The following is a 23,549-nucleotide window of genomic DNA, read 5'->3' as shown; positions in this document are numbered from 1 at the left end:
TCAGCACTCCTTGGGAAGGTCGAATTTCGCTACGAGGCCGGGGCCGCCGGGGAAGACGGTGACGCGGGCGATGCCGGCGGAGGTGGCCGTGAGGACGGCGACTCCCAGTTCCCGGCCGGTTGCACCAGCGGTGTAGTAGGTGGCAGCGGCGGGTTGACCGTTGGCCGTGGTGGGCCGCATCCGCCAGTTTCCGGGGGATCCGATCACATGGGCGAGGTAGCGCAGGCACGTCGCTTTGCCGGCGAACCAGGTGCGCGTGCCGACCAGTTCGATGGCGGCGTCGGTGCGCAGTGCCTGTTCAAGGGCAGCGATATCGGAGTTCTCAAACCCGGCGATGTACAGGTCGAGGAGGGCGCGAGCGCGGGGCTCGGAGGGCTCCACGACGCTCTCAAGGGTCGGAGCGACCTCATCGAGACGAGCGCGGGCTCGTTGCAGCATGCTTTTGATCGCAATGACGGAGGTCCCCAGCATGCTGGCGGTCTCGCTCGCGCTAAATCCGAGGACCTCCCGGAGCAGGAGCACAGCTCGCTGCCGAGCGGGAAGGTACTGCAGGCTCGCGATCAGAGCGAGCCGAACGCTTTGGCGCGCCGTGACGATCGCCGCGGGATCGTGTGCTTCGGCCGTCACCCAAACATCGGGGATCGGACCGAGCCACGCCACGTCGGAGTCGGCCTCGATCTGGCTGACATCGGGATCTCCGGCGGGGCCGCCCAAGCCAGAGGGAAGCGCCCGCCTGCCGCGCTGTTCTATCGCGGACAGACAGGCGTTGGTGGCGATTCGGTAGAGCCAGGTGCGCAGCGATGAGCGGCCTTCGAAGCGGTCGTAAGCGCGCCACGCGCGCAGGTACGGTTCCTGAACCACATCCTCAGCTTCATCCGCCTCACCGAGCATGCGGTAGCAGTGCGCAAGCAGCTCGCGCCGGAACGGCTCGCTGCGCTCCACGAAGTCCCTCGACGGCTCCGCCATCAACATGCTCCTTGAGGTCGTCTATCGCCCAACAATGCAGACCACCAGCAACTGCGAAAAGAATCGACCTCGGGCCGCGCAGCCCGGCAAAGTTCCTGGATGACCGATAAGTACAAACTAGGGGTGCCGGTGGGACGAAGGACGGCTACGTAGCCGTCGCAGGCATCCGACCGGCGGTCCGCAACGGGCGGGTTCGAGCGTCGTTCCGCGAGCTGGTGCAGTAGCGCAGCAGGTCGGTGTCCCGAAGCCGCGCGCCCGGGTACGGCCAAGTTGGACGGAGTTCGGCACCGGCTGGTGCGGCGGCCCCGTCACGGACGTGGGGCAAGACGGTAGCCAGCGCCCGCCGTCAGCGGTCGCTGGTTCCGATCTCGCCGATGCTCTTGAGCCGGTTGTCCCCGCGAGCCGCAGAACCACCTCCCGGATCTGCTGGTCGGTCGGTGGCCTGCCCGGCCGGAGATGCGGGACGTCCGCCGCCGGGCTATCGGTTCACGATGCCAACGAAGTAGCGTCGCCCGGGGTCATGATGCAACTTCGGGGTGGGCGCCTTCCGGTCGGTGGCGAGGTCGTGGACGTGGGTATTGCCGTGGTGGACGCGGGCGGCGAGCGCTCGGTACGACGGTCTGCCGCTGGTCGATCAGCTCGCGTAGGAGGGCGGGCGAACCGCGGCTCGACCCTCGGCATGTTCACCGTCCGCGGCGGGCGCGGATGTGTCAACCTTGGCCACCCCGAGCATCGTCGACTACATGTCTCGCCAGCGGATCGGGAAGACGCCCAGCCTTGCCTCGTGGACGAGGTCGCCCTGAGCGACGTGCTTCGGGATCTTCGTGCAGCGGACCTTGACGTCCCCGGTGGCGGTCATGGTCGAGACGGTAATCGAACATGCGTGCTAACGCGTGACCTTCACGGCATCTCATCTGCAACAATGCCCGGTTCGGGGTCGACAGTGCCCGACTGTCCGAAAGGTCATGCTGCCCAGGCTGCGGCCCTCGGCGGCCGCCTCGTCTCGAGCCGAACCGGCGGCCCGCGAGAAAGACTCCGGTGCCAACAAGGCCGCCGATTCACGGAAGCGCGTTCGTCGTGCGCTGGCGTACGCTCGCAGGCGCTACGAGCGCACTTGCGGCGCGGGTGGTCGTGCATTTCGGAAGGAGCGACAGAGTGAACACTCCGCCCGGATATCCGCCACTCGCGGTCGCGTACCGCGTTATTGCGAAGCGCTGGCGGCTCGGCTGGGAGCTATACATCAGCGACGCCGAACACGGCGAAATCGGCGTAACAAACACCGATGGGACCTGCACCGACGAATCGCACAGCGGCTGCGCCGACGCCGACTACATGGTCCGCGACTACCTCGCCACGGTGCACGACTTAACCGACGACGAGAAAGCCGCGCTCAACATCACGATTGTTGCTGAGGACGGCTGACCAGCTAGACCGTGCGATGCGGCAGCCCGTCACATCAGCGGGCGGCCGGGCGCGTGCGCCGGCCGGGGAGCGGGCAGCCAATACGCCAGCGCCGCTCGCGCGGCGCATCGACAAGGCGTGGCTGGGGTTGTCGGCCGACGAACGCGGCGAAGTGCGCAGCACCACCCGCCGCAAGTAGTCCTGCTCGATCTTACCGACCCCCTTGGGTGTTGAGTTGGCTCTGAGCTGGATAGAAACGTCGCGAACATGTTCGCGACGTGGGCCGTTGCATGTCGACGCAGACGTCAACTTGATCACCACCGAGCTCCGATCATGCCTTCCTGGATACCGGAGGCACGGCAGGAAGTCGGACAGTAGTGGCCGGATGGAAGCAAGAAGCCTTCGGGTTCGTAGTCCCAAGCGATCTCCAAGTGCTCGAGAAGCCCGGCTTACCTGGCCTCAGTCGTGGCCGGAGCTGGCAACCGGCACGTCGGGTCTCGACCGGCTTCGCGGTGATCATCGCGGCGTCCGCTTCCTGTATGGCCGGGGCATCGGATGGCGATTGCGATAGCGCTGCTCGCAGCGGAAGCCCAAAGTGTCGATCGCCCCGACTTTCGTCAGGGGCGATCGACACTTCAGAAGCAACCTGACTAGAGGCTGCGCCGCCTGACTCGCCAGGCCACCAGGGCGACAAGCAAGAGGGCCGCGCCGACATAGAGTCCGGACTCGATCCACTGAAAATGCCAGAACCTGTCGCCGGGTTGGTAGCTCACCGCGCGATGGATCCCATGCTGCTGGAAGTAGGCCGGGATGCTGACCCCGGCATTGGCGGCATCGCCGGACAGCTTGTCCAGCGTGGCCGTGCTGAGTTTGTGGCCCGACGAGTCGACGAAGGTCGTCCCGAGCACCCAGTCGCCGGCGTTGCCGGTGCCTCTGGTGTCGCCTGGCCCCTTGTCCTGGACCGTCTGAAGGACAGTCATGGCCGAGGCGAACTTCGGGCGGGCCAAGCTGGCTACGGCAATCCGCGCCATCACGAACGCCGCCGCGGCCACGGCCAACCCGGCGAGGCTGCGCCGCAGCAACACCCCGGCCACGGTGGCCACGGCGAAGGCGAACAGGGCATAGGCGACCGGCGCCACGCCTTCGACCTCGTACCCGACCTGGCCCAGCCTTCCATCGAACGTGTCCACGGGCGCCCGATACCAAGTGACCATGGCGGAAAACGCTAGGGTGAGCAGCACGGTCAGCCCAGCCAGCACCGTGACTTTCACGGCCAGCCACCGCAGCCGCGGCACTGCCTGCGTCCACGCCAGCTGCCAGGTGCCCGCCTCGAACTCGCGGCCGAGCAGGGGCGCGCCCAGGAACGCACCGATCACGAACGGCATCAGCGTGGCCAGGAAGGAAATCGGTTCGGGGTGACCGTAACCGTCGCTGAGCTTGCTCAGGGCCTGCGCGCAGCTGTCCCCGTTGGTGACGTCGGAGTTGGCGCAGGCCGCCGCACCGTCGGGGAACAGCCCGCGTATGGAGAGCCCCTGCATCAGCAGGATCAGCCCAGCAACAGCCACAATCCCCGTCAGGACAAGCATTTCGGCGCGGTGTTGCCGCCAGGTCATCCAGATCATTACGCGGCCGCCTTCGTCCGGTCCATCGCCACGCCACCACGCAGGTACGCCAGGACAACGTCTTCCAGCCCAGCCGGCTGTTCCTGCCACCCCTCGATCGCGGCGCCGTCGCGCACGAGCAGCGAGGTGTGCCGGTCGCTATGAGTGGCTTCGATGACCGTGCCCAACATCGGATCGTGCACATCGGAGCGTGGTCCCGTGAGGATCTTGTGCCTTTCGAGCAGTGTTTCGATGTCATCGTCGATGGCTATGCAGCCGTTGTTGAGCACCACCAGGTAGTCGCAGACCCGTTCCAGCTCGTGTACGACATGGGAGGAGAACAGGACGGTGATCCCGTCCTGTGCCACCGCGCCCATCAGGGTCTGCAGGAATTCACGCCGCGCCACGGGGTCCAAACTGGATAGTGGCTCGTCCAGCACCAGCAGGTCTGGGCGCTTGGCCAGGGCCAGCGCCAGGGCGACCTGTGACTGCTGTCCACCGGAGAGCGCGCCCGCCTTGCGGTTGAGCGGGATATCAAGCGAGGCAAGCCGCTTTTCTGCCAGCGGGCGGTCGAACCGGATGTTGAGGCTGGCACCGAAGTGCAAGAGATCGGCGACGGTGAAACTCCGGTAGAGTGGGTGCTCCTGGGCCAAAAAACCGATGCGCGCCAACGCTTGTGGCGTGTTGGTGGTGGGCGAGGAGCCGAACACCTCGATCGAGCCAGAGGTGGGCGAGAGCAGGCCCACGGTCAGCCGCAACAGCGTGGTCTTGCCGGCGCCGTTCGGGCCGACCAGTGCGATCACCCGCCCAGCCGGTAGCGCCAGGTCGCACTCGCGCAACGCCCATGTCGAGCGGTAGCGCTTGCAGAGGCCGCTGGCGGAAAGGGCATCTGTCATGAGACGGCCTCGATCCTGGTTTCTTGATGGATGGTGGTGAACAGGGCGGTGACCGCGTGCTCGTCAAGGCCTGCCGCGTAGGCACGCCTGAGCCACGCCTCCATGTCATGGCGCAGCGAGGTGTAGTCCTCCGCCGGGATCGCCGCAGACGCCACGTCATTGACGAAGGTGCCCTGCCCCGGGCGGCCCGTCACCAGGCCTTCCTGCTCCAGCTGGCGGTAGGCCTTGGCGACGGTGTTGGGGTTGATGGCCAGGGTCTCGACTGCCTCACGGATCAGCGGCAGCCGGTCACCAGGCCGCAGATACCCCATAAGGACCGCCTGCCGCACCTGGTGCACCAGTTGCCGGTACGGCGGCACCCCCGACCTGCTGTCGAGCCTGAACACGAACAAGACGGCCCGCCTTCCGCTCTTTTACTACATCCCTAGTAAAGGGGTAAAGCTCGGGAGCTGTCAAGCACGGCGCTGGGCATCGCTCCATCGGGCGAGGTACCGCACGCGCCATGGGCCTTGGTCACGGCGAACGGATTCCGTGGCTGGTGTCGACGGTGTGTGCCTGTCCCATCCCAGGACGCGCACGCTGCCAGGCCGCGAGCAGCCGCAGATCCTCGTCACGCAGGGTGGCCAGACGTCGCGACGTGCATCATGACCGGGAGTTGTTCTGCCAGCGTCTGTAGGACTCAGGAACGCGGATGGACGCTTGTCGGGTGGCTCAGCTTGGCGTCGAGCAGTTCGGCTTCGAGGTCGGCGAGGCGTTTGTCGAGGAAACGGTTGTTGGACCGGGCGGCTTGCAGTTTCTGCTCGAGGCGCCGGCAGTCCCTCAGTGAGCTGGCGGAGGTGTTGCTTGAGGGTGATGTTCTCCGCGGCGATGCGTTGTGCCGTGCCGTCGGCGTACTCGGCTCGCAGGTCGCGGATCTGGCCGAGCAGGATGCCGATGCGTTCGCGTTGGATGCCGATCTCGGTGTAGGCGGTCTTGGGCGCGTCTTCGGCGTTGGGGGCCCGCTGTTGCCAGGACGCTTCGACCTGCGCGTCGTGGACGGTCTGCGCGCGGCGTCGTTCGTCGCCGCTGGCGGCGATCGCGGTGACCACCAGGTCCTTCGCGGCGGCGTTCTGGTAGAGGAAGGTGCGTGAGACTCCGGTGCGGCGGGCGACGGCTGGGTAGGTGATGGCAGCCCGTTCCCGGCGCATCGCGCCTAGGGCCGTGTCGATCCGGACCAGCTTCTCTTGGGTGCTGTGGTTGCGGGCTTGGTTGGCCGCCAGCGGCGTCGAGGCGACCCGGCGCATCGTCGCCGACGGCGACGGCGACGGCCGCACCCGGGTCATCGCGCTCACCACATTCGACACCGACGTCGTCAGCGCCCTGCGGGCCGGGGCGGTCGGTTTCCTGCTCAAGGACGTGACGTCGGAGGGCCTCGCCGACGCGGTTCGCCGTGCGGTGGACGGCGAACCGGTCATGGCGCCGAGCGTGCTGGCCCGGCTCATGGACCACTTCGCGGCGCGGCCGCCGCGGCCGCCGGCGCCGCCCGCCGGTGTCGCCGACCTCAGCGAGCGGGAGCTGGAGGTCCTGACCCGCATCAGTGCCGGCCTGTCGAACGGCGAGATCGCCGCGGAGATGGTCATCAGCATGGCCACCGTGAAGACGCACGTCCGGCACATCCTGGCAAAGCTCGACGTCCGCGACCGGGCCCAGGCGATCGTCGTGGCGCACGAGGCCGGCCTGCGTCACGGTGCGCGCTGAGTGAGCCGGACGGTGAAAGCCGTCCGCCGACCAGTAGAGGCTCGCGTGATCACAGGTCTGGGCCGCGATCCACAGCCCCAACCAGGCCGACGCGTCGTCGCCGCCGACCGGCAGCAGCCCGGCGAACGGGTACGCCGGGCCGGGACCGCCGTCGTTGACCGTGACCACGACCCGCCCCGGCCGGCCCACACCCGCATCCGCACCGGTGGTCGGCCGGACGGGTGCGCGTTCGTGACGATCTCGCTCACCACCAGGGTCAGGTCGTCGGGGGCGTCGATCTCGTCGAGCCTGCCGGTGCGTAGCGCCTCCCGGTCCTGGGCCGGCGTCGGGCCGGGCAGCTCGGCGACGGGCGGCCCGGCCTGGATCGGGTCCGGGACCGGCGGCTGGGGTTCGAGGAGGGACTCTTTGGGTTCGGTGTACTGCGGGTTCGGCTCGTGCCGGCAGCCCGGCCGGGCGGTGCACGGGTGGGTGCGGGCGACGTCGGCGAGCACCGCCAGCGGCGTGGTGCGCTCGTGCTGCTGGTCGCGATCGTGGCGTTGGTGGCGGCTCTGCACCCCGACGTCCTTGCGGCCGCCGAGCGGCGCCGGCCGCCCCTCCTGATCGGTCGGGCCGGAGCCTTCCTCGTCGGCCGGCCACCCAGATCAACGAGGTCCTGCACCTCGGCCCAAGAGCCGGGCTCCCACCGCGATCCAGCGCCGCCAGCCAGGCCGGCCGCCGTTGTCATGCGCCGGTGCGAGCCGTAACCCACTACCAGCACCGCGTGGGCAAGGACAGTTCGCCGCACCCGGCTCCTGCGCCGGCAGCTGCCGGACCGCGCCGCCCGGTCGGCGCCCTCAGGGCCGCCTGGCCGCCCGCCACCGGGTCACACCGCCGCACGGTGCGCCCGACGGCCAAGCGACCGCAGGGGCCGCGCCGCGCGATCACTCAAAGTCCCGGTCGCGGATGGCGGCGGGTGGCGTCGATGTTGTTGTCGCTGCTCACGGGGGTGCGTCATGCGGCATCATCCGCGACCGCGGCGCGGCAGTAGGAGGGGGCATCGACGCCCTACTCATCGCCATCGGCGAACTCGACCCTGCGGTCCGCGGCGGAAATACCGAGACCGGAGACGCACCGATCGCTGCTGATCCCGTTGGCCGCGCGCGCCAGGGGAAGGTCGCCAATGTCCACTGACGCGGACGTCGGTATCGGCAATCATGAGCGGTCTTGGCGCTCGTGGCGGATGCCGCAGCGACTGCGACTGATCCCGGCTGGTGCGGCCGCGAGGAGTGCCTATGCCGGTGGCAGGCCGAACGAGGTGAGCAGGCTGGCGGTGCGCAGGGCGTGCTGGAGCATTGAGGACGGGTTTTCCAGCACGAGCCGGGTGCCGGCGCGCTCGGCGTGGTGCCGTGCGGCAACGAGTGCGCCCACGCCGGTGGAGTCGACGAAGGTGAGCAACTGCAGGTCGACATACAGAATGCCGGGCGGCGGTTGCAGCGCCTGTTCGACGCAGGTCCGGAATTGGTCCAACGCGGCGTAGTCCAGGTCTCCGCGGACGACGATGACGGTGCCGCCGTCGATGCGGCCTTGCACGTGCAGGTTGAATTCCACGGTTGCCGCCCAAGCGTCGATCAACTATGCGCCTACCGGGCCTGCGCAGCGGCTGCTCGTCGCCGTCGGCCACGCAGTTTGCCGCTGACGAAGATCGTGATGGGCGCTGGCGAACGGGCCATCGCGCTGTGGCCGGTCGCCCGGTACGAGCCTGCAGCTAATGCGCTGGCTTGACGCATTGCCTGCCACACCGGACGTGATCCTCCTCGACGGCGGCGACGACTACCTGACCGACGCGCGATCGCCACGATCGCGCCGCGCACCGCGACCAACGGACTCTGGCAAGCGCCCAACGTCGGTCGGCCGCGCCCGCCCGTATCAGCCGAGCGGGCGCAGGCCCGCTGCTGCCGCACGACGCCGGGGTCGCCATCGCAACGGTAGCCAGCAGCAAACACGACTACGCAATCGTCTTGCTCACCGGGCACCCCTGCCGCCGGCAGCCCGCCTCCGGTGTCAGCGGTGACGCAGCCGCCCGCCCCGCTCGTCATCTCACCCGGGATGAATCCCGGGTGAGATATCACGAAAACATCGATAGATATCTATTGGAGTGGCTGATGCGTCGATCCAGGACCAGCACCCGCGACGACATCGTCGCGCAGACGCTGGCCCGCAACCGGCTGGGCGTGCCCGCCGTCGTCTTCTTCGTGCTGGCGGCCGCGGCGCCGATGACCGTCGTGGCCTGCGGCGCGACCACCGGCTGGGCGGTGACCGGCGTCAAGGGCATCCCCATCGCCTACCTGGCGATCGCCGCGGTCCTGGCCATGTTCTCGGTCGGCTACACCGCGATGAGCCGCAGGATCGTCAACTCCGGGGCGTTCTACAGTTACATCGCCCAAGGCCTCGGCCGGGCGGCCGGCGTCGCTGCGGCACCTTCCGGCCACGCCAGCACCACCAAGTCGCCCGTTTCCTCCACGGGGGCACACTGCTCGACCCGGGGTTGTGCTCCACCGTCGAGTGGCGACCCGACAACGACCCGCAACCCGAGGCCGACGCTGCGTCCGCCATGTCGTGGGCCGGTGTCGCGCGGATCTGACCGGCCGGCACAACGCAGCAGGTGGGCCGCTCGCATCCCGAAGGCGGAGGATGCGAGCGCAACCCGCGCAGACCAGCAGCCAGCAGAGACCAGTTCCGCACCTGCGTCGGCCTCGTCGGCGCTGGCGTGACTCATGGCCTCGACCGTCAGGTGTGTGACGGAATCCGATGGGATGTATGCGCTCCGGTTACGACGGTATGGCGGCGGCAGCGCAGGCGAAGTCGCCGCCCTTGGACACCACGCGGGCACGGGCTCGCGTCGAGCTCCAGGTCCTCGCGATCGACGGAGGCGGGGGCGGCAGACCGCAGGCAGCGGGCGCTGCGTGATGTGGTGCCGGCGTAGTTGGCCCCAGGGGGAGCTTCATGTCTGTGGCGTCGACGTGCCCGGCTGCCGACCCGAGCGCTAACGACGCGGAGCGTCATGTCCGAGGCGTTCTTGCTGGTCGAAGGAAATGTCGTACGGGTTGGTTACCGTGTGAGGTTGCCTGGAAGCTCTACGCAACTCCGAACATGTGTGCGAAACTCCTGGTCGTGAACGACCGGCCCGGCGACCTGCGACACGTCGGCGGCGGCCCGCAAGTCGACGTCGTCGCACCTGAGCGCTGCCGCAGAGGCCACCCGCTCGGGCCCCGGCAAGTCCTGCTCGGCATCGAACTGTGTAGCCTCGGTACCGACCGCTACCAGCGGCATCTGACCTGGACCTGTAGGACGTGCGGCGATACCACCGTCGGGGATGGCCACCCGGACGCTTGCCGGCCATCACAGACAAACCCGCGGCAGCAGCGGTAGATCCACACACCGGTGGTCCAGGTGCGTCTGTCGTCGGCGGCGGCGGCCGCGGCGGCGGCGGGCCGGCCGGCGACGGCACCGCCAACGCTGACGACGTCTGGACCGAGGGCGGCCTCCCGCTCGTCCTGCTCCGACCCGGGCTGGCCCGAGATCGGCGCCGCCGCCAGGCGGCTGCGACTCTGGGGACGGCCAGCCAGCGCACCCGTACTTGGCCCGCTTCGCCTCCACCTCGGCGTCCCGCGGCGGACTGCCTGGCTCTCGAGGAGTTGGCCGCGGTGGCCGCGGCCGACGATGATCTGCTGGGGAGTCCGCGGAGGCACTTGAATCGGGAGGATTATCTCTGGGGTTGGTGGGCTCGCAGGCCAGCAGGACACGGCGACGGTCGCGGTGGTGCTGGCCCGGGCATCCGGCCGCGGCAATGCCCATCGGGTGGCGGAACAGGTCCGGGCGCTGTGGATCGCGGCGCGAACGGCGCCGCCTGCCGCGGAGCCGGAGCGGCGGGGTCGGCCGGTGGGCGACTGCGATCCGTTTGCCCTTGAGGTCCACCCTGCGATCGAGCTCGCCGACCTGGACCGTGAAGGTCAGTTCAGCTTCTTCAGCGGGCAGTCAAGGCACCGGTGCCACAGTGGCGGCGTTGGGCGTTCGCTCAACACATCAGTGCACCGGGGTTCGGCACGTGCGTCTCGGGCACAGGTCAGCATTCGCCCTGGGGGCCTTCGCCCTCATCCTCGCGGTCGGCGCCGGCACGACGTTCGCCTCGGCAGACGATCATGCGAGGTCACACCGTTGGTCGGAGTCGCCGCCCCCGTTCCGGCTGTCCGCCGCCTCGGCCGATCCGCGGTCAGCGCCGCGCGGCCGCCATGAGCGCTGCGGCCGCGTCCCTGGCCGACCGGGCGACCGCGGGATCGGCGTCCAGCGCGGCGGCGATGTTGGAGCCGTCATAGAGCAGGACCAGCTGGGTGGAGAGCATGCGGAGGTCGCGGAAGCCGGCGGCCGCGACCAGCACGGCGAACAGCTCGTGCAACCAGGTGCGGAAGTCCTTGGTGGCCATCTCCTCGGCGCTACCGGTTTGCGCGTCGGCGGCGGCGTTGAGGAAGGCGCAGCCGCGGAAACCGGGCTCGGCGAAGAGATCGGCGAGCGCGTCGAAGATCGCGAGGATCTTCTGCTCCGGGTCGTCGACTCGGGCCTGATATTCGGCGACTCGTTCGGCCCACCGGGATCGGCCGAGCTACCGCGGCCGCTCTGGCCGCCCTGGGTGCCACCGTCGTCGTACACGGACGCGACGCTGAACGCGGCCAGCAGGTGGTCAAGGAGATCGAGGCGGCAGGTGGGTCCGCCCGCTTCGTCGCGGCCGACCTGACCGATCCGGGTCAGGTGGCCGCGCTCGCCGAGCAGGCCGGCGCCGTGGACGTGCTGGTCAACAACGCCGGCCGGTCCTGGTTCGGGCCTTCCGCAGAGCTGGACACCGCTACCTACGACACGATGTTCGACGGGAACGTGCGCGCCGCGTACCTGCTGACCGCTGCGCTGGCGCCCGGTATGGCCGAGCGCGGGTCCGGGTCGATCGTCAACATCGACAGCATGGCGGGCTTGGTCGGCCTCGCCGGTGGTGCCGCCTACAGCGCGACCAAGGCGGCGCTGTCGGCGATGACCCGTTCCTGGGCGGCCGAGTTCTCCCCCGCGGGCGTCCGCGTCAACGCCATCGCCCCCGGGCCGGTATACACCAGCGGGGCGTCGACCGACCTGATCGACGGGCTCGCCACCACCACACTGCTGGGCCGGGCCGCCGACCCCACGGAGATCGCGGACGTCATCGCGTTCCTGTCCACCGACGCCGCCGGCTATATCACCGGCGCGACCATCCCGGTCGACGGCGGCCGCACCGCGGTCTGACGCAACCACACGAGGAGTCCCATGTCCATCAACGTTTTCGGGCTGACCTACGACGCGGTCGACGCCAAGGCGGCAGCCACGTTTTGGGCCGCTGCCCTGGGCCGGACCGTCGCCGACGGCGCCGACCATAACCATGCGGTCGTCGAAGCAGGCGACGATCCCGCCACGGGTCCTCGCATCGGTTTTCACCGGGTTCCCGAGGGCAAGACGGCCAAGAACCGTCTGCACCTCGACCTGATCAGCGGTGACTTCCCGGCCGAGCTCGCCCGGCTAGAGGCGCTCGGCGCGAAGCAGATCGCCTCGTTCGACGCCTGGACCACACTCGCAGACCCTGAGGGCAACGAGTTCGACCTCATCCGCGGATAAACAACACCGCCTCCAGCCCCCGGGGCCGGCCACGGGCCGGCCTCGGCAGCTGGGTCCCGCCCGCACGAGCCGCTGTCCTTCGAACGACAGCCACGGTGAACGCGGGCCAATCGCCGTTCCGGCGCCTGCCGATTCGGGCAACGCGCAGTGGGATCGCGCAGGCGCAGGCTCGATCGCCTTGCCTTCAGGCCGGGACATCCGGCGTTCGCCAGGGCCGGGCGGGCAGCGACGTCCAGCGGGCGCACGGTTCATGGCCCGTCGCGCTGTGAACCTGGTGATCCTCGCTCTACCTATCTGCCTGCCTCGGTTCGGCAGCGAACGGATCGTCGTCGCAGCGATCACCGGCACCGCCGAAAACCACACCCTCCACAACGGCCAGACCGCCGCCGAGCTCGGGCGTCACCCCGCGGCTCATCCTCGCCCACTCCGCAGCCACGTACATCGGCGCCGAGCACCCATACCAGCAGGCCTGTGTCGCCTCCTCGCCGAGCACGGCGCCGACCTCGACCTCGCGCTGCGGATCGCGATCTACCGCCGCGGGCTGCCCGTCACGAACCTCGGCAACGCTGCCCGCCGGCAGCGGCTTCTCCAACTGCAGTCACACGCAGATCCGCGGCAGTAGCGGCAGATCCACGCAGACCGGCGGCCCGGGACCGCTCGCTGACAGCGCCGGGTCGAGACGACGTGGCTCTGCGGCTGCGACGGTACCAGTCCGCGGACCTAGGCGCCGAGCGGTCGGCCCGGACGATGAGGTCCGCTGGTGCACCACAAGCCAGCTGCAGGAGCTTCTCCACCGCCACGGCCTCGACATCGGCGACCTGACGGCGAGCGGTCCGGCGGCCGGCGCGATCGCGGCCGTCACCGGGTCGGCGTTGCGCCTGGGCAGCCGCAACGGCAACACCACCACGGGCAGCTTCCCCGAGCTGGCCGCGCTCATCGGCGTGCTCGACGGGCGGCCGGTGGTCCTCGACGGCGAGGTCGTCGCGCTCGACGCCGGCGGCCGGCCGGACTTCGGCCCGCTGCAGCGCCGGGTACATGTTGCGGCCCCACGACCGGCGCTGCAGAACTACGACGATCCCGCGGTCATCGACCGCACCGTGTTGCACATCGCCGACTGGTTCAGCCGGCACCTCACTGCGCAGTGAACGCCGACGGGTCTGAACCGAGTCGCCCGAGGGTCTCCACAGCGGGAACCCTCGGGCCAAGCGCGAGTGCCGCTACGGAGGGTCACGCATTGGTGGGGCGTTGGCGCCCGCTCATAGCCGATGACAGCGCGTCCCATTTGGTCATTCACGTCATGGTGCGACTGGGTGCTTCGTCCGGCGCTACAGGAGCCCGTGGCGATCTGCCCAGCCGCGTACCGCCGCCGCGATCGCCTCTGGCTGGTCCTCGGGCGCGTGGTGTCCGGCGAGGCCGAGGTGTTCGGTCTCGAGTGCGGCGATATTCTTCGCGCACCAGTCGAGCAGCTGCGGTCCCATCATCGCTCCTGGGCCCGGTTGGAATGCGAGCAGCAGTTTCGGCACGTCCGGGCTGGTGGCCAGCCAGGAGTCGTACCGCTCGATGCGTGTGACGATGTCGGCGGGCTCGCCGCCGAGGGGCATGGATCGTGGCCACTGCAGCAGCGGCCGGCGGCTTTCCGGCGTCGGGTACGGCTCCAGGTACACCTTGAGGGCGTCGGCGGTGAGGCCGCGGGCGACCGTGGACGGCAGCAGTTGGGTGAGGAATGCGTTGTCCTCGAGGATCATGGTTTCGCCGACGCCGGGTGTTTTGATCGACCGGAACAGGGCGCGTCCGCCCTCGGGGAACTCGTCCCATGCCATGGGCTTCACGATGGTCTCCAGGAACGCGAGGCCATGCACCCGCCCGGGGTGCCGCGCGGCCCAGTCGAACGCGAGCGCGCCACCCCAGTCGTGGCCCACCAGCACGATCTTGTCCAGGTTGAGCGCGTCGAGCCAGGCGTCGAGGTATCGGGCGTGGTCGTCGAAGGTGTAGGCGAGGTCGGGCTTGCCGGACTCGCCCATGCCGATGAGGTCCGGTGCGAGCCGCCGGCCGGCGCCGACCGCCGGCAGGATGTCCCGCCACAGGTACGAGGAGGTCGGGTTGCCGTGCAGGAACACGATTGGGCGGCCGGTGCCGAGTTCGCGGTGGAACATCGTGGAATTGAGAACGCCGGTGGTGGGCATGGCGTGACCTTTCAGAGGTTGAGGCTGAGGATGCGGTCGACCGCGATCTCGATCACGACGCGGTCGGGTGGGGTAGGCGGCGGCGATTGGTACCGGCCGAGATAGCTGCGCACGCCGTCGCCGACCCGTGCCGGGTCGTCCGACACGGTCGCGGTGCCTTCGAGAGTGATCCAGCGCAAGCCCGCGACTTGGCACAGCGCTACGCGGCCGGCGCCGGACCGCACCACGTTGCGGACCTTGCGGCTGGACGCGACCGTCAGTACGCGGGCCAGGCCGGCGGCCGGGTCCCAAGTGAACCGGACGGCCGTGACGTGCGGCGAGCCGTCCGGCCGCAGCGTCGTCAGCGTGCCCAGATGCGACTCGGCGAGGAACGCCGCGGCCCGCGCCGACGGCGCGGCCGCCGCCCGACGGGGGGTCACTTCTTGTTCGCCACGGCTTCGCGCCAGATCAGGCCCACGATGCCCGGCCTGACCTCGGTGGTGATCACCGCCATCGCCCGCTGGACGAACCGGTCGTCGCTCAGCTGAGCCACCATGCTCGCGGCCAGATCGACCCGGGCCGTGAACAGCCCGTCCGCGACATCCTCCCGCAGCTGATACCGGGTGGCATCCGGGTGGTCGAACAGCCCGGACGGCCGGGCGATCGTCCAGTGCAGGTCGCTGTTCCGCACCAGGGCTTCCATGCGGCGCATGTCCTCATGCGCGGTACGGCCGATCCGGCGGTTGACCAGCGGATCCATGACATTGTTGAAGAAGAACTCGCCGCTCGGGCGCCAGGTCGGGTCCATCACACTGGAACTGACCGTGATCAGCCGCTTCACCCCGTGCCGGTGCATGGCCGCCACGATGTTCGCGTTGCCCTGCGAGTACACCGTGATCGGCTTCCGGGACGGCGGGCTGCCCAGACTGGACAGCACCGCGTCGCTGCCAGCGACAGCCCGGGCGACGGCGTCGGGATCGGTCACGTCGGCGGTCACCGCGGTCAGGCCGGTCTGCGGTGCAATCGCGCCGGGACGGCGGGTGACCGCGGTGACCTGATGTCCGGCGGCCAGGGCCTGCTCGATGAGACGGTGACCGGTCGGGCCGGTGGCACCGAAAATGACAGTACGCATATCGTGCTCCCTTGCTGTGGGGTTGTTGGCGTTGACCATGCCGCGACAGCAAGGCAGTATTCAACCGTGCTGAATAAAACCCGGGGCCGCCCGCGCGGCAACCCCGACACCAAGGCCCAGATCGCCGAGGCCGCTCGCGCACTGTTCACCCAGCACGGATACAAAGCCACCACCGTCCGCGCGATCGCCGCCGCGGCTGGCGTCGACCAAGCGCTGATCAGCTACCACTTCGGCTCCAAGCAGGGCCTGTTCGGCCAATCGCTGAACCTGCTCTGCCTCGAATCCACCACCCTCGACCAAGCCCTGCGCGGCGACCACGCCGGCCTCGCCGACCGGCTCCTGACCGCCGTAACCACCCTGTGGGACGCCACCACACCGAGCGAGAACCGCCTCGCCCTCCAAGACGACGACACCATGCAAGCCCTGCGCGACTACCTGCAAAGTGAGCTAGTCGTCCGCATCGCTGAATTTCTCGGCGGCCCCGACGCCACCGAACGCGCCACCGCCGCCGTCGGCGTCATCGGCGGCCTCATCTTCACCCGCTACCTCAACCCGATCCGCCCCATCGCCACGCTGTCTCCAACCGAAATACGACGCATCTTCGGCCCGGCACTACGCGCCGCCCTACACACCCGCACCCGCCAACGCTGACGGCCCCTGCCGGGAGAACTATCGGGTTCGAGTTCGACGAGGTGAAGCAGGACGCCGCCCGCACACCGGCTTGGTGCCGCGCGCAGCGCCTCGACGCCCGTCCAGCAGGCGGGCGAGGGCGAACTCGAACCGGCTGTCGAGATCTGACGCAATGAGGTCGGCGCCCAGGGCCGGTTCGGCACCGACCGCGACGGCTACGCCGCGATGCTCAAGCTCGGCCGGCAACACAACGACCGGGTGTGGGCGGTCGAGGGCTGCAACGGCATCGGCCGGCACATCGCCCAGCGCCTCGTCGCCAGCGGTGAGGCGGTGCTCGACGTTCCAGCGAAGTTGTCGGCTCGGGCCCGGCTGTTCGACACCGCCCAAGCGCGCAAGACCGACCCGGCCGACGCGCACTGCGTCGCGGTGGCCGCGTTGCGCAGCAACGGACTGCGGCAGGTCGTCGTCGAAGACACCACGGTTGCGTTGAAGCTGCTCGTTGACCGGCGTGACGGCCTCGGCCGGGCCCGGACCGAGGCCGTGAGCCGGTTGCATCACCTGCTGCTCGAACTCGTGCCGGGCGGGGCGAAGCAGTTCCTGTCCGCACCGCAGGCCCGCGCCCTGCTCAACACCGTCCGGCCGCGGTGCGGTTCGCAGACCCGAACGCAGCGACACGTAGCTGCGTTCGGGGCACACCGGCTTTGGGTTAGTCGAGCAGCCAGATTCGCAGAGTGTCGCCGAAGGTGCTGACCGCGAGCGCGGTGACGGCTGCGGCGGCGATGGTGCCGGTCAATGGCAGCCACCGCGCAGCGCGCTGCCCGCCGATGGCCAGTACCAGACCGGCGGGGGCGAGTCCGGACGCCACCGTCCAGCCGCCGACTGCGAGCCACAGCATTACCGGCGTGTACGCCCAGAAGGGTGGGAACCACAAGACGAGCAGGTCCTTCGGGTCGTATGGCGTGCCGACCAGTTCTGCGTGTGAGACGCCCAGGCGCAGCCTGGCGTAGCCGTAGAAGACGACCGCCCACAGGTACGGAGCGGCCACGGCGAGCTGGACGATGCCGAAGGCGCGGCGGAGTCGGGGGCTGACCCTCGGCAGCAGCGGAGCGCGCATCAACGCGGTGACCGAGTGCGGGTCGGTAGCGGCCAGCCGGACTGCGGCCGCCGCCGCGCCCAGCGCCACCGGTAGCGAAGACAGGCCCAACTCGGCGGCGCCGTCGACGTCGGCCAGCCACTGTTCGCGATAGCGGGCTCTGGTGTCCGGGTCGGGCATGACCGCGGCGGCGATGTAGACGATCGCCCGGCCGAGGCGGGCGCTCATCCCACCGTTCCCGCGCCGGGCTGCGCGGCCCAACCGCCGCGCGCGCGGCCGGTCTCACGGGCCGCCTGACGTAGCGCGTCGCGGGCGGCCACGGCGCCGTCGGGGGTGAGCTGGTACATCCGCCGGCGCGGGCCAGGGCGCAGGACGTCGTCGTCCCAGTGGGAGGTGACCCAGCCGGCCCGCTCCAGTCGGTCGAGCAGCGGATAGACGCTCCCGGACGGCCGTCCGGTGAGTTTGATCAGCTCCAGGCCCCACCGGGGCTCGTCGGAGTCGAGCAGGACGGTGAGTGCATCCAGGGTGGCCCGACCGAGACGGGCTAATGGCTCCACGCGTCTAATCTACATAGGTAGTTCAAGCTCGTCGAGCATGTTGATCGGCCGCGTCTCGAACCCCATACGCCGGCGAGGCCCGGGCCAGGGAGAACGCCCTGTCATCGGCAGTTGAGGAAGTCGGCCCGTGCCGTGACCGGTCACCGACCGTCACGACTAACGAGGCCCAGTGCGCTCGATCGCCGGCTACTTAGTGCGAGTGCGGGATGTTGGTGCGCCCCACCGCCGGATCCTTCGTTCCAGCGGTGGCGGCATTGTGTCGTTGCGCTATCGGTGGGCGGCTACCGCGGCCGGTGGTTCGGAGGCTTGCGGGTCGGCGGTCGGGCGAGCTGCGACGACCAGCCAGCCTTGCCCGATGAGGAGGATGCCCGCGGCCGTGAGGAGCAGCGGCCGGATCGGTCCTTGGGAGGTGATTGTCGTTGCGGCGCCGCCGAGCCCAATGAGAATTGCGGCCACGCGCGGCACGCGGCGGCTGCGGAACAGGCAGACCGCGAGCAGGATGAACCCGAGCACGCCCAGCAGGATCGGCATGTCGACGATCGGGTTGTTTGCGTCGTACTGGCGGATCACCTCGACCGCGACCGGTGTCGGGCTGTGTTGGACGATCTTCCGGTCGATCGCTGAGACGGCGCCGACGTTCGCGATGCCGACGCAGCCGACCACCGTCAACGCCATGGCGACCGCGCCGAGTCGCCGCGTTCGGGTGCGAGCCACCGCGCCGAGGTAGAGCACGGCGGGCAGGAGCAGGACGGCGCCGAGCAGGACCAGCGCGGCGCCGAGGTCGGAGCGGACCGGATCGTCAGCGATCTGTTGCACGTACCGGCCGACCTTGACGACGCCGCTGTCGCCCGGCCACGGGACGTTGAGGGTGCGGGCGACGAGCAGGACCAGCGGCGCCGCGATGAGGCTGGCGCCGGCGATCACGGGGATCCGGGGCTTGGTGGTCATGGCTCCTCTTCTCCGGTTGTTGGTGAGGTTGACGATCCGCTCGCCGGAAGGGACCGGACCAGCGAGAATGCCCCGGACGTGCGGCAGGGTTTTCCCTCTCGTCAGCCGACGCCGCAACTGTCATGCTCCGGGCATGGTTCGGCGGCGTCTGGTCGGGTTGACGGTGTGGGCCGGTTGGCTGCTGGCGCCTGCGGCCCTGGTCACGTCCCTGCTGGTGGACCACGCGCTGGTCGGCCTCGGTCGCCGCGACCTCCGTGGGCTGCACGACGGCAGCGCGGCGGTCTACGTATTGGCGATCTTCAGCGCGGTGACGGTGGGCGCCGCGCTGATCACCCGGGGCGGGCGCAACCCGGTCGGTTGGCTGTTCCTGGCGTTGGGTGACATCCTCGCGCTGGGCGGGGTGGCGACGAGCTACGCCGCGTACGGTGCGCTGGCCCGTCCCGGCAGCCTGCCGGCGGCGGTGCTCGTCGGCGAGGGCGCCGACGTCAGCTTCATCTGGTGGATCGTGATCGTCGGTCTGGTGCTGCACCTGACGCCCACCGGTCGCGCGGTGTCCACCGGATGGCGGTACGCCGCCGTGATGCTCGTCGCGAGTGGCGCCTTGTGGTGGGCGCTGGGGCTGGTGCGCCCCGGCCACATGAACGAGCCGCTGCAGCAGTTGACCAACCCGTTGGCGGTGCCGTCGGTCGGTGGGGTACTCGCCGGACCGACCCGGGTCGCCGGTTGGCTGACCGGCCTCGGTGTCCTGGCTGGCGGCGCGTCGCTTGTCGCGCGGTGGCGCCGGTCGGCCGGCGACGAGCGGCGGCGGCTGTGGTGGATGGCGCTCGCCGCGGTACTGGTGCCCGTCCTCGTCGCGGTCACCTTCGTGTTCTCCTATACCGGCAACATCGTCGGGCTGAACATCGCCGCCGGCGGCTTCGTCGTGGTGCTGCCGGTCGCCGCCGGCCTGTCCGTGGCGCAATACCGTCTCTACGACGTCGATCGCATCGTCAGTCGCGCCGTGACGTACGTGGTCATGTCGGCGCTGCTCGCCGCGTCCTATCTGGCCGTTCTGTACGCCGTCGGCCGCACGCTGGGCGGCTTGGCCGGCAGCTCGCGCGGCGCCGCCGTCGCCGCGACGCTTGCGGCGGTGGCCGTGGCCGCGCCGTCGTACCGACACATCCAGGAGTCGGTGGACCGACGGTTCAACCGCCGGCGGTTCGAGGCGCTCGCCGTCATACGCCGCTTCGTGCGCGATCCCGTCTCCGGGGTCACCGTGCAGGATGTCCTGCGTCAGGCGCTGAACGACGACACGGTGACGGTCGCGTACTGGGTGGACAGCCGCCAGACATGGGTCACTGGCGAGGGTCAGCCGGTCGAGCCGGCAGCCGAAAGCGTGGCAGTCGACCGGCACGGCCGCCCGGTCGCTCGGGTGGCGTTCGACGTGGCCCGGGTCGAGCGGAGCCTGGTCGAGGCTGCCGCTGCCGAGGCGACGGCAGAGCTGGACAACGCCCGCCTCCGCGCAGACCTCGCCCTGCGCCTGGTGGAGGTACAGGAGTCGCGGGCACGCATCGCGACCTCGCAGGTGGCGGAACGTCAGCGCATCGAACGCAACCTGCACGACGGCGCCCAACAGCGGCTGCTGGCGCTCGCGCTGCAACTGCGCGCCGCACACGCCAACGGCGACCCGGCCCGGCTGCAGCAGACCGTGCAGCACGGGATCGGGGAGATCCAGGGCGCTGTCGCCGAGCTCCGTGAGCTGGCCAACGGTCTGCACCCGAGCGCGTTGTCCAGCGGCGGACTCGCGGGCGCGCTGGACGACCTGGCCTCGCGCAGCCCGATCCCGGTCACGCTCGCCGTGACCGAGGAGCGCTTCCCGGCCGAGGTCGAGACAACGGCGTGGTTCATCGCGTGTGAGGCGATCGCCAATGCGGTCAAGCACGCGAGCCCGTCGGCGATCGGCGTCACGGTCGCGTCGCGGGCCGGGCGCCTGCACATTTGCGTACGCGACGACGGCCGGGGCGGAGCCGACCCGACCGGCACCGGTCTGCGTGGCATCGCCGACCGCGCCGAGGCGCTCGGCGGTCTCCTGTGCATCGAGAGCGACCACGCAGGTGGCACCCGTGTTGATGCGGAGCTGCCATGCGCGTGATCATCGCGGACGACTCCGTCCTGCTCCGGGAAGGACTGGCTCGTATCCTCGCGGAGGCGCAGATCGAGGTGACCGCCATGGTCGGCGACGCGGCAGCGCTCGAGCAGGCTGTCGAACAAGATCCGCCGGACGCCGCAATCATCGACATCCGAATGCCGCCGACATTCACCCACGAGGGTGCGCGGGCCGCCATCCGCTTGCGTGAACGACAGCCGACCCTCGCAATCCTGCTGCTGTCGCAGTCGATGGAGACGCGGTACGTCGCTACGCTCGCCCGAGCGCACCCCGAAGGGTTCGGATATCTGCTCAAGGACCGGGTCGCAGGCGTCAGCACACTCGTCGACGCGCTGCACAGCGTAGCCGCCGGAGGCACCGTGCTCGACCCGACCGTGATCAGCTACCTGCTCGGCCAGGCGACAACCCGCACCCGATACCTCGCACTCACCGATCGGGAACGTGAAGTCGTCGAGTTGATGGCCCAGGGCCGTTCCAACGGCGCGATCGGCCGCCAGCTGTTCCTGACCCTGAAAACGGTCGAGGGCCACATTGCCAGCATCTTCACCAAGCTCGACCTGCACAGCCAACCGGACGACAATCGCCGCGTACTGGCCGTCCTGGGCTGGCTCGAATCAAGCTGAAACACGGCCGTACACAGAAACGTCGCCACGCCCGGTCCCGCCAGGAGGCGTCGGCGAAGCATGCGGTGCGCGCTCAAGCATGTCAGTGCGTCTGGCGACCGGTAGGTGCTTGATCATCACAACGGGCTGTAACCATGCGCCGCCGCGGCCCCGGCGTTCGCCGTACATCTAGGCCGTCTCAAGGTGCGTGGGTTCCGGATTTCCTGCTCGGCATCGGTCTCGAACTCGCCGCGCATCGTCGGTTTGGCTCCCGGTCCGTGCGGGTTCGGGCGCGGCGATGGTCGCTCGGGATCGGCGTTGCTTGGGTAGTGGGTATGTCGGTGATCGTGACGTGGCTGCGGCCCGGCTGAAACGGTTGCGGTCGCCGGCCGGGTGGCCGGGGACCGCAGCGAGCGTTTCAGGTGTGTGCGGCAGTGTCAGAGGGCGCTGCGACGTCCGCGCGACGAGGTTCTCAACACCCTCGAGGGCGACCACGGCTTCCTGCTCGAGGGCGGCGTGTTCACCCAGGACCTGGTGGACACCTGGATCTCGTACAAGCGCGCCAACGAGGTCGACCCGGTCCGGCTGCGGCCTACCCCGCACGAGTTCGCCATGTACTACGACGTGTGATCCTGCGCGTCCCTGCTCCACCGCAGCGGCTCGCTCCCGGTCCTCCGGGGGCGGGCCACCCGGCTACCAGGCTGCTGGCCAGATCCAGGTCGAGGCCGGGCGGACCGAGCATGAGCCGGTCCGGCCTGAGGTCCCGCGCTCCGCATGCTGTCCGGAACCGTCACCGGTCGGCAGAGGCGAGACAGGGAGATAGCGTTGGGTTGACGTTGGAAGCGCGCGCGTCGGAGATGGCGATGCCGATACCGATTCCCCACAACGAAGCGGACCGGGTGTCCGCGCTGCACGCGATGGCGGTGCTCGACTCGCCACCGGAGACCGACTTCGACGATATCGTCCAGATCGCCTCGGAGATCTGCGGCGCCCCGATCTCGCTGGTTACCATGGTCGACACCGATCGGTGGTGGTTCAAGGCGCAGTGCGGCCCCATCGGGGTGAGGGAGGCGCCGCGCGAGATAGCGTTCTGCTCGTACGCGATCATGGGCCGGGATCTGATGGTCATACCGGACACCACCGCCGACGGCCGGTTCGCCGAAAACCCGATCGTGCAGGGGGACCCCCACATCCGCTTCTACGCCGGCGCTCCCCTGCTGACCAGCGAAGGCGCCGCGCTCGGCACGTTGTGCGTGCTCGACTACAAACCGCATCGGCTCAACGTCGAGCAGATGCGCGCCCTTCGAACCCTGGCCGGGGAAGTAACCGATCTGCTGGAGCTGCGCAGGCAGGCGGTAACCGAGACGCTCGACGCCCGGCCGCAGTTGCGCACCCTCGACCTCGCGTACATCACCGAGGACCGCATCCACCACCTGCGCGCGATCGGCGATGACCGCAAGACCGTGATCACCTTGGCTCGCACCGATCCGGCTTGGGTCCGCGCCGATCCGGCCCGGCTGTACCAGGCGGTCGACTACGTCAGCTTCACCGCGCTCAAGGCCACCCCGGCGGGCGGGCGCGTCGCGGTGCGTGTGGTGAACTCACCGTCGCCGACGATCGAGCTCCGCCAGCCCGCCGGGTCGGGCCCGCCGATGTGGTGCGCCGACCTGAGCGGCACGCGGACATCGGACGAACCGGTGCCGCACGCGGTCGCCGAGATCCTGCGGGCGCACGGCGCCACCACGGCCAGCACCTCGGACATCCGGGGTTCGACCGACGTCCTGATCGCCTTGCAGTTCCCGGCGGCCTGAGTTCTTCGACGGCCCGCCGGCGCAAGCTGCACGACCGTAGAGGTCACAGGGATGGGAGTGGAGGACTCGGTGATGACCCAGGCGTACCGCACGCTGCGCTGCGATGTCGGCCGTGGTCGGGTCGATCGCGGCCCGGATCTTGCGGCGCAGCACCTTGGCGATCGCGCTGGTGCGCAGCTCCTTGCGCTTCTCAGCCCTGG

Annotated in this window: 25 protein-coding genes and 3 pseudogenes; 13 read left to right on the top strand and 15 right to left on the bottom strand. The window is 69.6% G+C overall.

Annotation, left to right across the window (positions count from 1 at the left end; translation table 11 throughout):
- Entirely contained in the window at window positions 1–966 is a 966-nt protein-coding gene (locus ABD901_RS47290; RefSeq protein ID WP_345138516.1) for an RNA polymerase subunit sigma-70, read from the bottom strand.
- 1,155 nt (window positions 967–2,121) lie between these two features.
- On the opposite strand from ABD901_RS47290, the gene ABD901_RS47285 reads away from it, so the two are divergent.
- Entirely contained in the window at window positions 2,122–2,388 is a 267-nt protein-coding gene (locus ABD901_RS47285; protein WP_345138514.1) for a hypothetical protein, read from the top strand.
- 629 nt (window positions 2,389–3,017) lie between these two features.
- On the opposite strand, the gene ABD901_RS47280 is transcribed toward ABD901_RS47285, so the two are convergent.
- The 4 genes and pseudogenes from ABD901_RS47280 to ABD901_RS59300 form a co-directional block, all read right to left on the bottom strand.
- Entirely contained in the window at window positions 3,018–3,989 is a 972-nt protein-coding gene (locus tag ABD901_RS47280) for an ABC-2 transporter permease (RefSeq protein ID WP_345138513.1), read from the bottom strand.
- Complete coding sequence (locus ABD901_RS47275; RefSeq protein WP_345138511.1) at window positions 3,989–4,864, bottom strand: ABC transporter ATP-binding protein; 876 nt, start codon at window positions 4,862–4,864, stop codon at window positions 3,989–3,991. The genes ABD901_RS47280 and ABD901_RS47275 overlap by 1 nt, the downstream gene beginning before the upstream one ends.
- Window positions 4,861–5,256: a GntR family transcriptional regulator gene (locus tag ABD901_RS47270; protein ID WP_345138509.1), complete on the bottom strand. Its 396-nt coding sequence runs from the start codon at window positions 5,254–5,256 to the stop codon at window positions 4,861–4,863. The genes ABD901_RS47275 and ABD901_RS47270 overlap by 4 nt, the downstream gene beginning before the upstream one ends.
- A gap of 672 nt (window positions 5,257–5,928) precedes the next feature.
- A pseudogene (locus ABD901_RS59300) lies at window positions 5,929–6,051 on the bottom strand (hypothetical protein); the annotation flags it as partial.
- Window positions 6,052–6,100: 49 nt separating this feature from the next.
- Between ABD901_RS59300 and ABD901_RS47260 the strand changes: the two are divergent.
- Window positions 6,101–6,601, top strand: coding sequence for a LuxR C-terminal-related transcriptional regulator (locus ABD901_RS47260; RefSeq protein WP_345138504.1), 501 nt, complete (start codon window positions 6,101–6,103; stop codon window positions 6,599–6,601).
- Here ABD901_RS47260 and ABD901_RS47255 read toward each other — a convergent pair.
- A complete protein-coding gene (locus tag ABD901_RS47255) occupies window positions 6,586–7,155 on the bottom strand; it encodes a hypothetical protein (protein ID WP_345138502.1) in 570 nt (189 codons plus the stop codon). The genes ABD901_RS47260 and ABD901_RS47255 overlap by 16 nt on opposite strands.
- 715 nt (window positions 7,156–7,870) lie before the next feature.
- Window positions 7,871–8,188, bottom strand: a complete 318-nt coding sequence (locus ABD901_RS47250) for an STAS domain-containing protein (protein ID WP_345138500.1) — start codon at window positions 8,186–8,188, stop codon at window positions 7,871–7,873.
- Window positions 8,189–8,742: 554 nt separating this feature from the next.
- On the opposite strand from ABD901_RS47250, the pseudogene ABD901_RS47245 reads away from it, so the two are divergent.
- Both ABD901_RS47245 and ABD901_RS59295 read left to right on the top strand, forming a co-directional pair.
- Window positions 8,743–9,057: pseudogene (locus tag ABD901_RS47245) on the top strand (amino acid permease); the annotation flags it as partial.
- 53 nt (window positions 9,058–9,110) lie between these two features.
- The gene (locus ABD901_RS59295) at window positions 9,111–9,221 is read left to right on the top strand and encodes a hypothetical protein (protein ID WP_380139665.1); all 111 of its coding nucleotides are present in this window, start codon (window positions 9,111–9,113) and stop codon (window positions 9,219–9,221) included.
- Between the two features lie 1,629 nt (window positions 9,222–10,850).
- Here ABD901_RS59295 and ABD901_RS47240 read toward each other — a convergent pair.
- Window positions 10,851–11,168 (bottom strand): hypothetical protein, encoded by a 318-nt coding sequence (locus ABD901_RS47240; RefSeq protein ID WP_380139663.1) that lies wholly within the window; start codon window positions 11,166–11,168, stop codon window positions 10,851–10,853.
- A gap of 32 nt (window positions 11,169–11,200) precedes the next feature.
- On the opposite strand from ABD901_RS47240, the gene ABD901_RS47235 reads away from it, so the two are divergent.
- Both ABD901_RS47235 and ABD901_RS47230 read left to right on the top strand, forming a co-directional pair.
- A complete protein-coding gene (locus tag ABD901_RS47235; protein ID WP_345138555.1) occupies window positions 11,201–11,902 on the top strand; it encodes an SDR family NAD(P)-dependent oxidoreductase in 702 nt (233 codons plus the stop codon).
- Between the two features lie 21 nt (window positions 11,903–11,923).
- The gene (locus ABD901_RS47230) at window positions 11,924–12,268 is read left to right on the top strand and encodes a VOC family protein (protein WP_345138495.1); all 345 of its coding nucleotides are present in this window, start codon (window positions 11,924–11,926) and stop codon (window positions 12,266–12,268) included.
- Between the two features lie 286 nt (window positions 12,269–12,554).
- On the opposite strand, the gene ABD901_RS47225 is transcribed toward ABD901_RS47230, so the two are convergent.
- Window positions 12,555–12,860 (bottom strand): hypothetical protein, encoded by a 306-nt coding sequence (locus ABD901_RS47225; RefSeq protein ID WP_345138493.1) that lies wholly within the window; start codon window positions 12,858–12,860, stop codon window positions 12,555–12,557.
- A 280-nt stretch (window positions 12,861–13,140) separates the two neighbouring features.
- Between ABD901_RS47225 and ABD901_RS47220 the strand changes: the two genes are divergently transcribed.
- Window positions 13,141–13,413 (top strand): DNA ligase-like domain-containing protein, encoded by a 273-nt coding sequence (locus tag ABD901_RS47220; protein WP_345138490.1) that lies wholly within the window; start codon window positions 13,141–13,143, stop codon window positions 13,411–13,413.
- Between the two features lie 180 nt (window positions 13,414–13,593).
- Here ABD901_RS47220 and ABD901_RS47215 read toward each other — a convergent pair whose 3' ends face one another.
- Genes ABD901_RS47215 through ABD901_RS47205 form a run of 3 tightly spaced genes read right to left on the bottom strand, consistent with a single transcriptional unit; the run spans window position 13,594 to window position 15,562 of the window.
- On the bottom strand, window positions 13,594–14,451 hold the full coding sequence (locus ABD901_RS47215) for a haloalkane dehalogenase (protein ID WP_345138488.1): 858 nt from the start codon (window positions 14,449–14,451) through the stop codon (window positions 13,594–13,596).
- 11 nt (window positions 14,452–14,462) lie between these two features.
- Window positions 14,463–14,870, bottom strand: coding sequence for a pyridoxamine 5'-phosphate oxidase family protein (locus ABD901_RS47210; RefSeq protein ID WP_345138485.1), 408 nt, complete (start codon window positions 14,868–14,870; stop codon window positions 14,463–14,465).
- Window positions 14,867–15,562 carry an NAD(P)-dependent oxidoreductase gene (locus tag ABD901_RS47205; protein ID WP_345138483.1) on the bottom strand — a complete coding sequence of 232 codons (696 nt, stop codon included), beginning with the start codon at window positions 15,560–15,562 and terminating at the stop codon, window positions 14,867–14,869. The genes ABD901_RS47210 and ABD901_RS47205 overlap by 4 nt, the downstream gene beginning before the upstream one ends.
- A 66-nt stretch (window positions 15,563–15,628) precedes the next feature.
- On the opposite strand from ABD901_RS47205, the gene ABD901_RS47200 reads away from it, so the two are divergent.
- Window positions 15,629–16,213, top strand: a complete 585-nt coding sequence (locus ABD901_RS47200) for a TetR family transcriptional regulator (protein ID WP_345138481.1) — start codon at window positions 15,629–15,631, stop codon at window positions 16,211–16,213.
- Between the two features lie 204 nt (window positions 16,214–16,417).
- The gene (locus ABD901_RS47195) at window positions 16,418–16,942 is read left to right on the top strand and encodes an IS110 family transposase (RefSeq protein ID WP_345138478.1); all 525 of its coding nucleotides are present in this window, start codon (window positions 16,418–16,420) and stop codon (window positions 16,940–16,942) included.
- On the opposite strand, the gene ABD901_RS47190 is transcribed toward ABD901_RS47195, so the two are convergent.
- From ABD901_RS47190 to ABD901_RS47180, 3 genes are all read right to left on the bottom strand, one after another.
- On the bottom strand, window positions 16,899–17,513 hold the full coding sequence (locus tag ABD901_RS47190) for a hypothetical protein (protein ID WP_345138476.1): 615 nt from the start codon (window positions 17,511–17,513) through the stop codon (window positions 16,899–16,901). The two genes, ABD901_RS47195 and ABD901_RS47190, sit on opposite strands and share 44 nt — an antisense overlap.
- Window positions 17,510–17,842: a PadR family transcriptional regulator gene (locus ABD901_RS47185; protein WP_345138474.1), complete on the bottom strand. Its 333-nt coding sequence runs from the start codon at window positions 17,840–17,842 to the stop codon at window positions 17,510–17,512. The genes ABD901_RS47190 and ABD901_RS47185 overlap by 4 nt, the downstream gene beginning before the upstream one ends.
- Before the next feature lie 267 nt (window positions 17,843–18,109).
- On the bottom strand, window positions 18,110–18,790 hold the full coding sequence (locus ABD901_RS47180; protein ID WP_345138471.1) for a DUF4386 family protein: 681 nt from the start codon (window positions 18,788–18,790) through the stop codon (window positions 18,110–18,112).
- A 133-nt stretch (window positions 18,791–18,923) separates the two neighbouring features.
- Here ABD901_RS47180 and ABD901_RS47175 point away from each other — a divergent pair, with 133 nt between their 5' ends.
- From ABD901_RS47175 to ABD901_RS47160, 4 genes and pseudogenes are all read left to right on the top strand, one after another.
- The gene (locus ABD901_RS47175) at window positions 18,924–20,921 is read left to right on the top strand and encodes a histidine kinase (protein ID WP_345138469.1); all 1,998 of its coding nucleotides are present in this window, start codon (window positions 18,924–18,926) and stop codon (window positions 20,919–20,921) included.
- On the top strand, window positions 20,912–21,559 hold the full coding sequence (locus tag ABD901_RS47170) for a LuxR C-terminal-related transcriptional regulator (protein WP_345138467.1): 648 nt from the start codon (window positions 20,912–20,914) through the stop codon (window positions 21,557–21,559). The genes ABD901_RS47175 and ABD901_RS47170 overlap by 10 nt, the downstream gene beginning before the upstream one ends.
- A 444-nt stretch (window positions 21,560–22,003) precedes the next feature.
- A pseudogene (locus tag ABD901_RS47165) lies at window positions 22,004–22,168 on the top strand (type I glutamate--ammonia ligase); the annotation flags it as partial.
- Between the two features lie 110 nt (window positions 22,169–22,278).
- Window positions 22,279–23,349 carry a GAF domain-containing protein gene (locus tag ABD901_RS47160; RefSeq protein WP_345138465.1) on the top strand — a complete coding sequence of 357 codons (1,071 nt, stop codon included), beginning with the start codon at window positions 22,279–22,281 and terminating at the stop codon, window positions 23,347–23,349.
- Window positions 23,350–23,549: the final 200 nt, after the last annotated feature.

Origin of the sequence: Dactylosporangium darangshiense (assembly GCF_039537565.1) — a bacterium.
Taxonomy (GTDB): Bacteria; Actinomycetota; Actinomycetes; order Mycobacteriales; family Micromonosporaceae; genus Dactylosporangium; species Dactylosporangium darangshiense.
The sequence above is the reverse complement of the archived record's forward strand: the minus strand, read 5'-3'. Positions and strand labels throughout refer to the sequence as shown.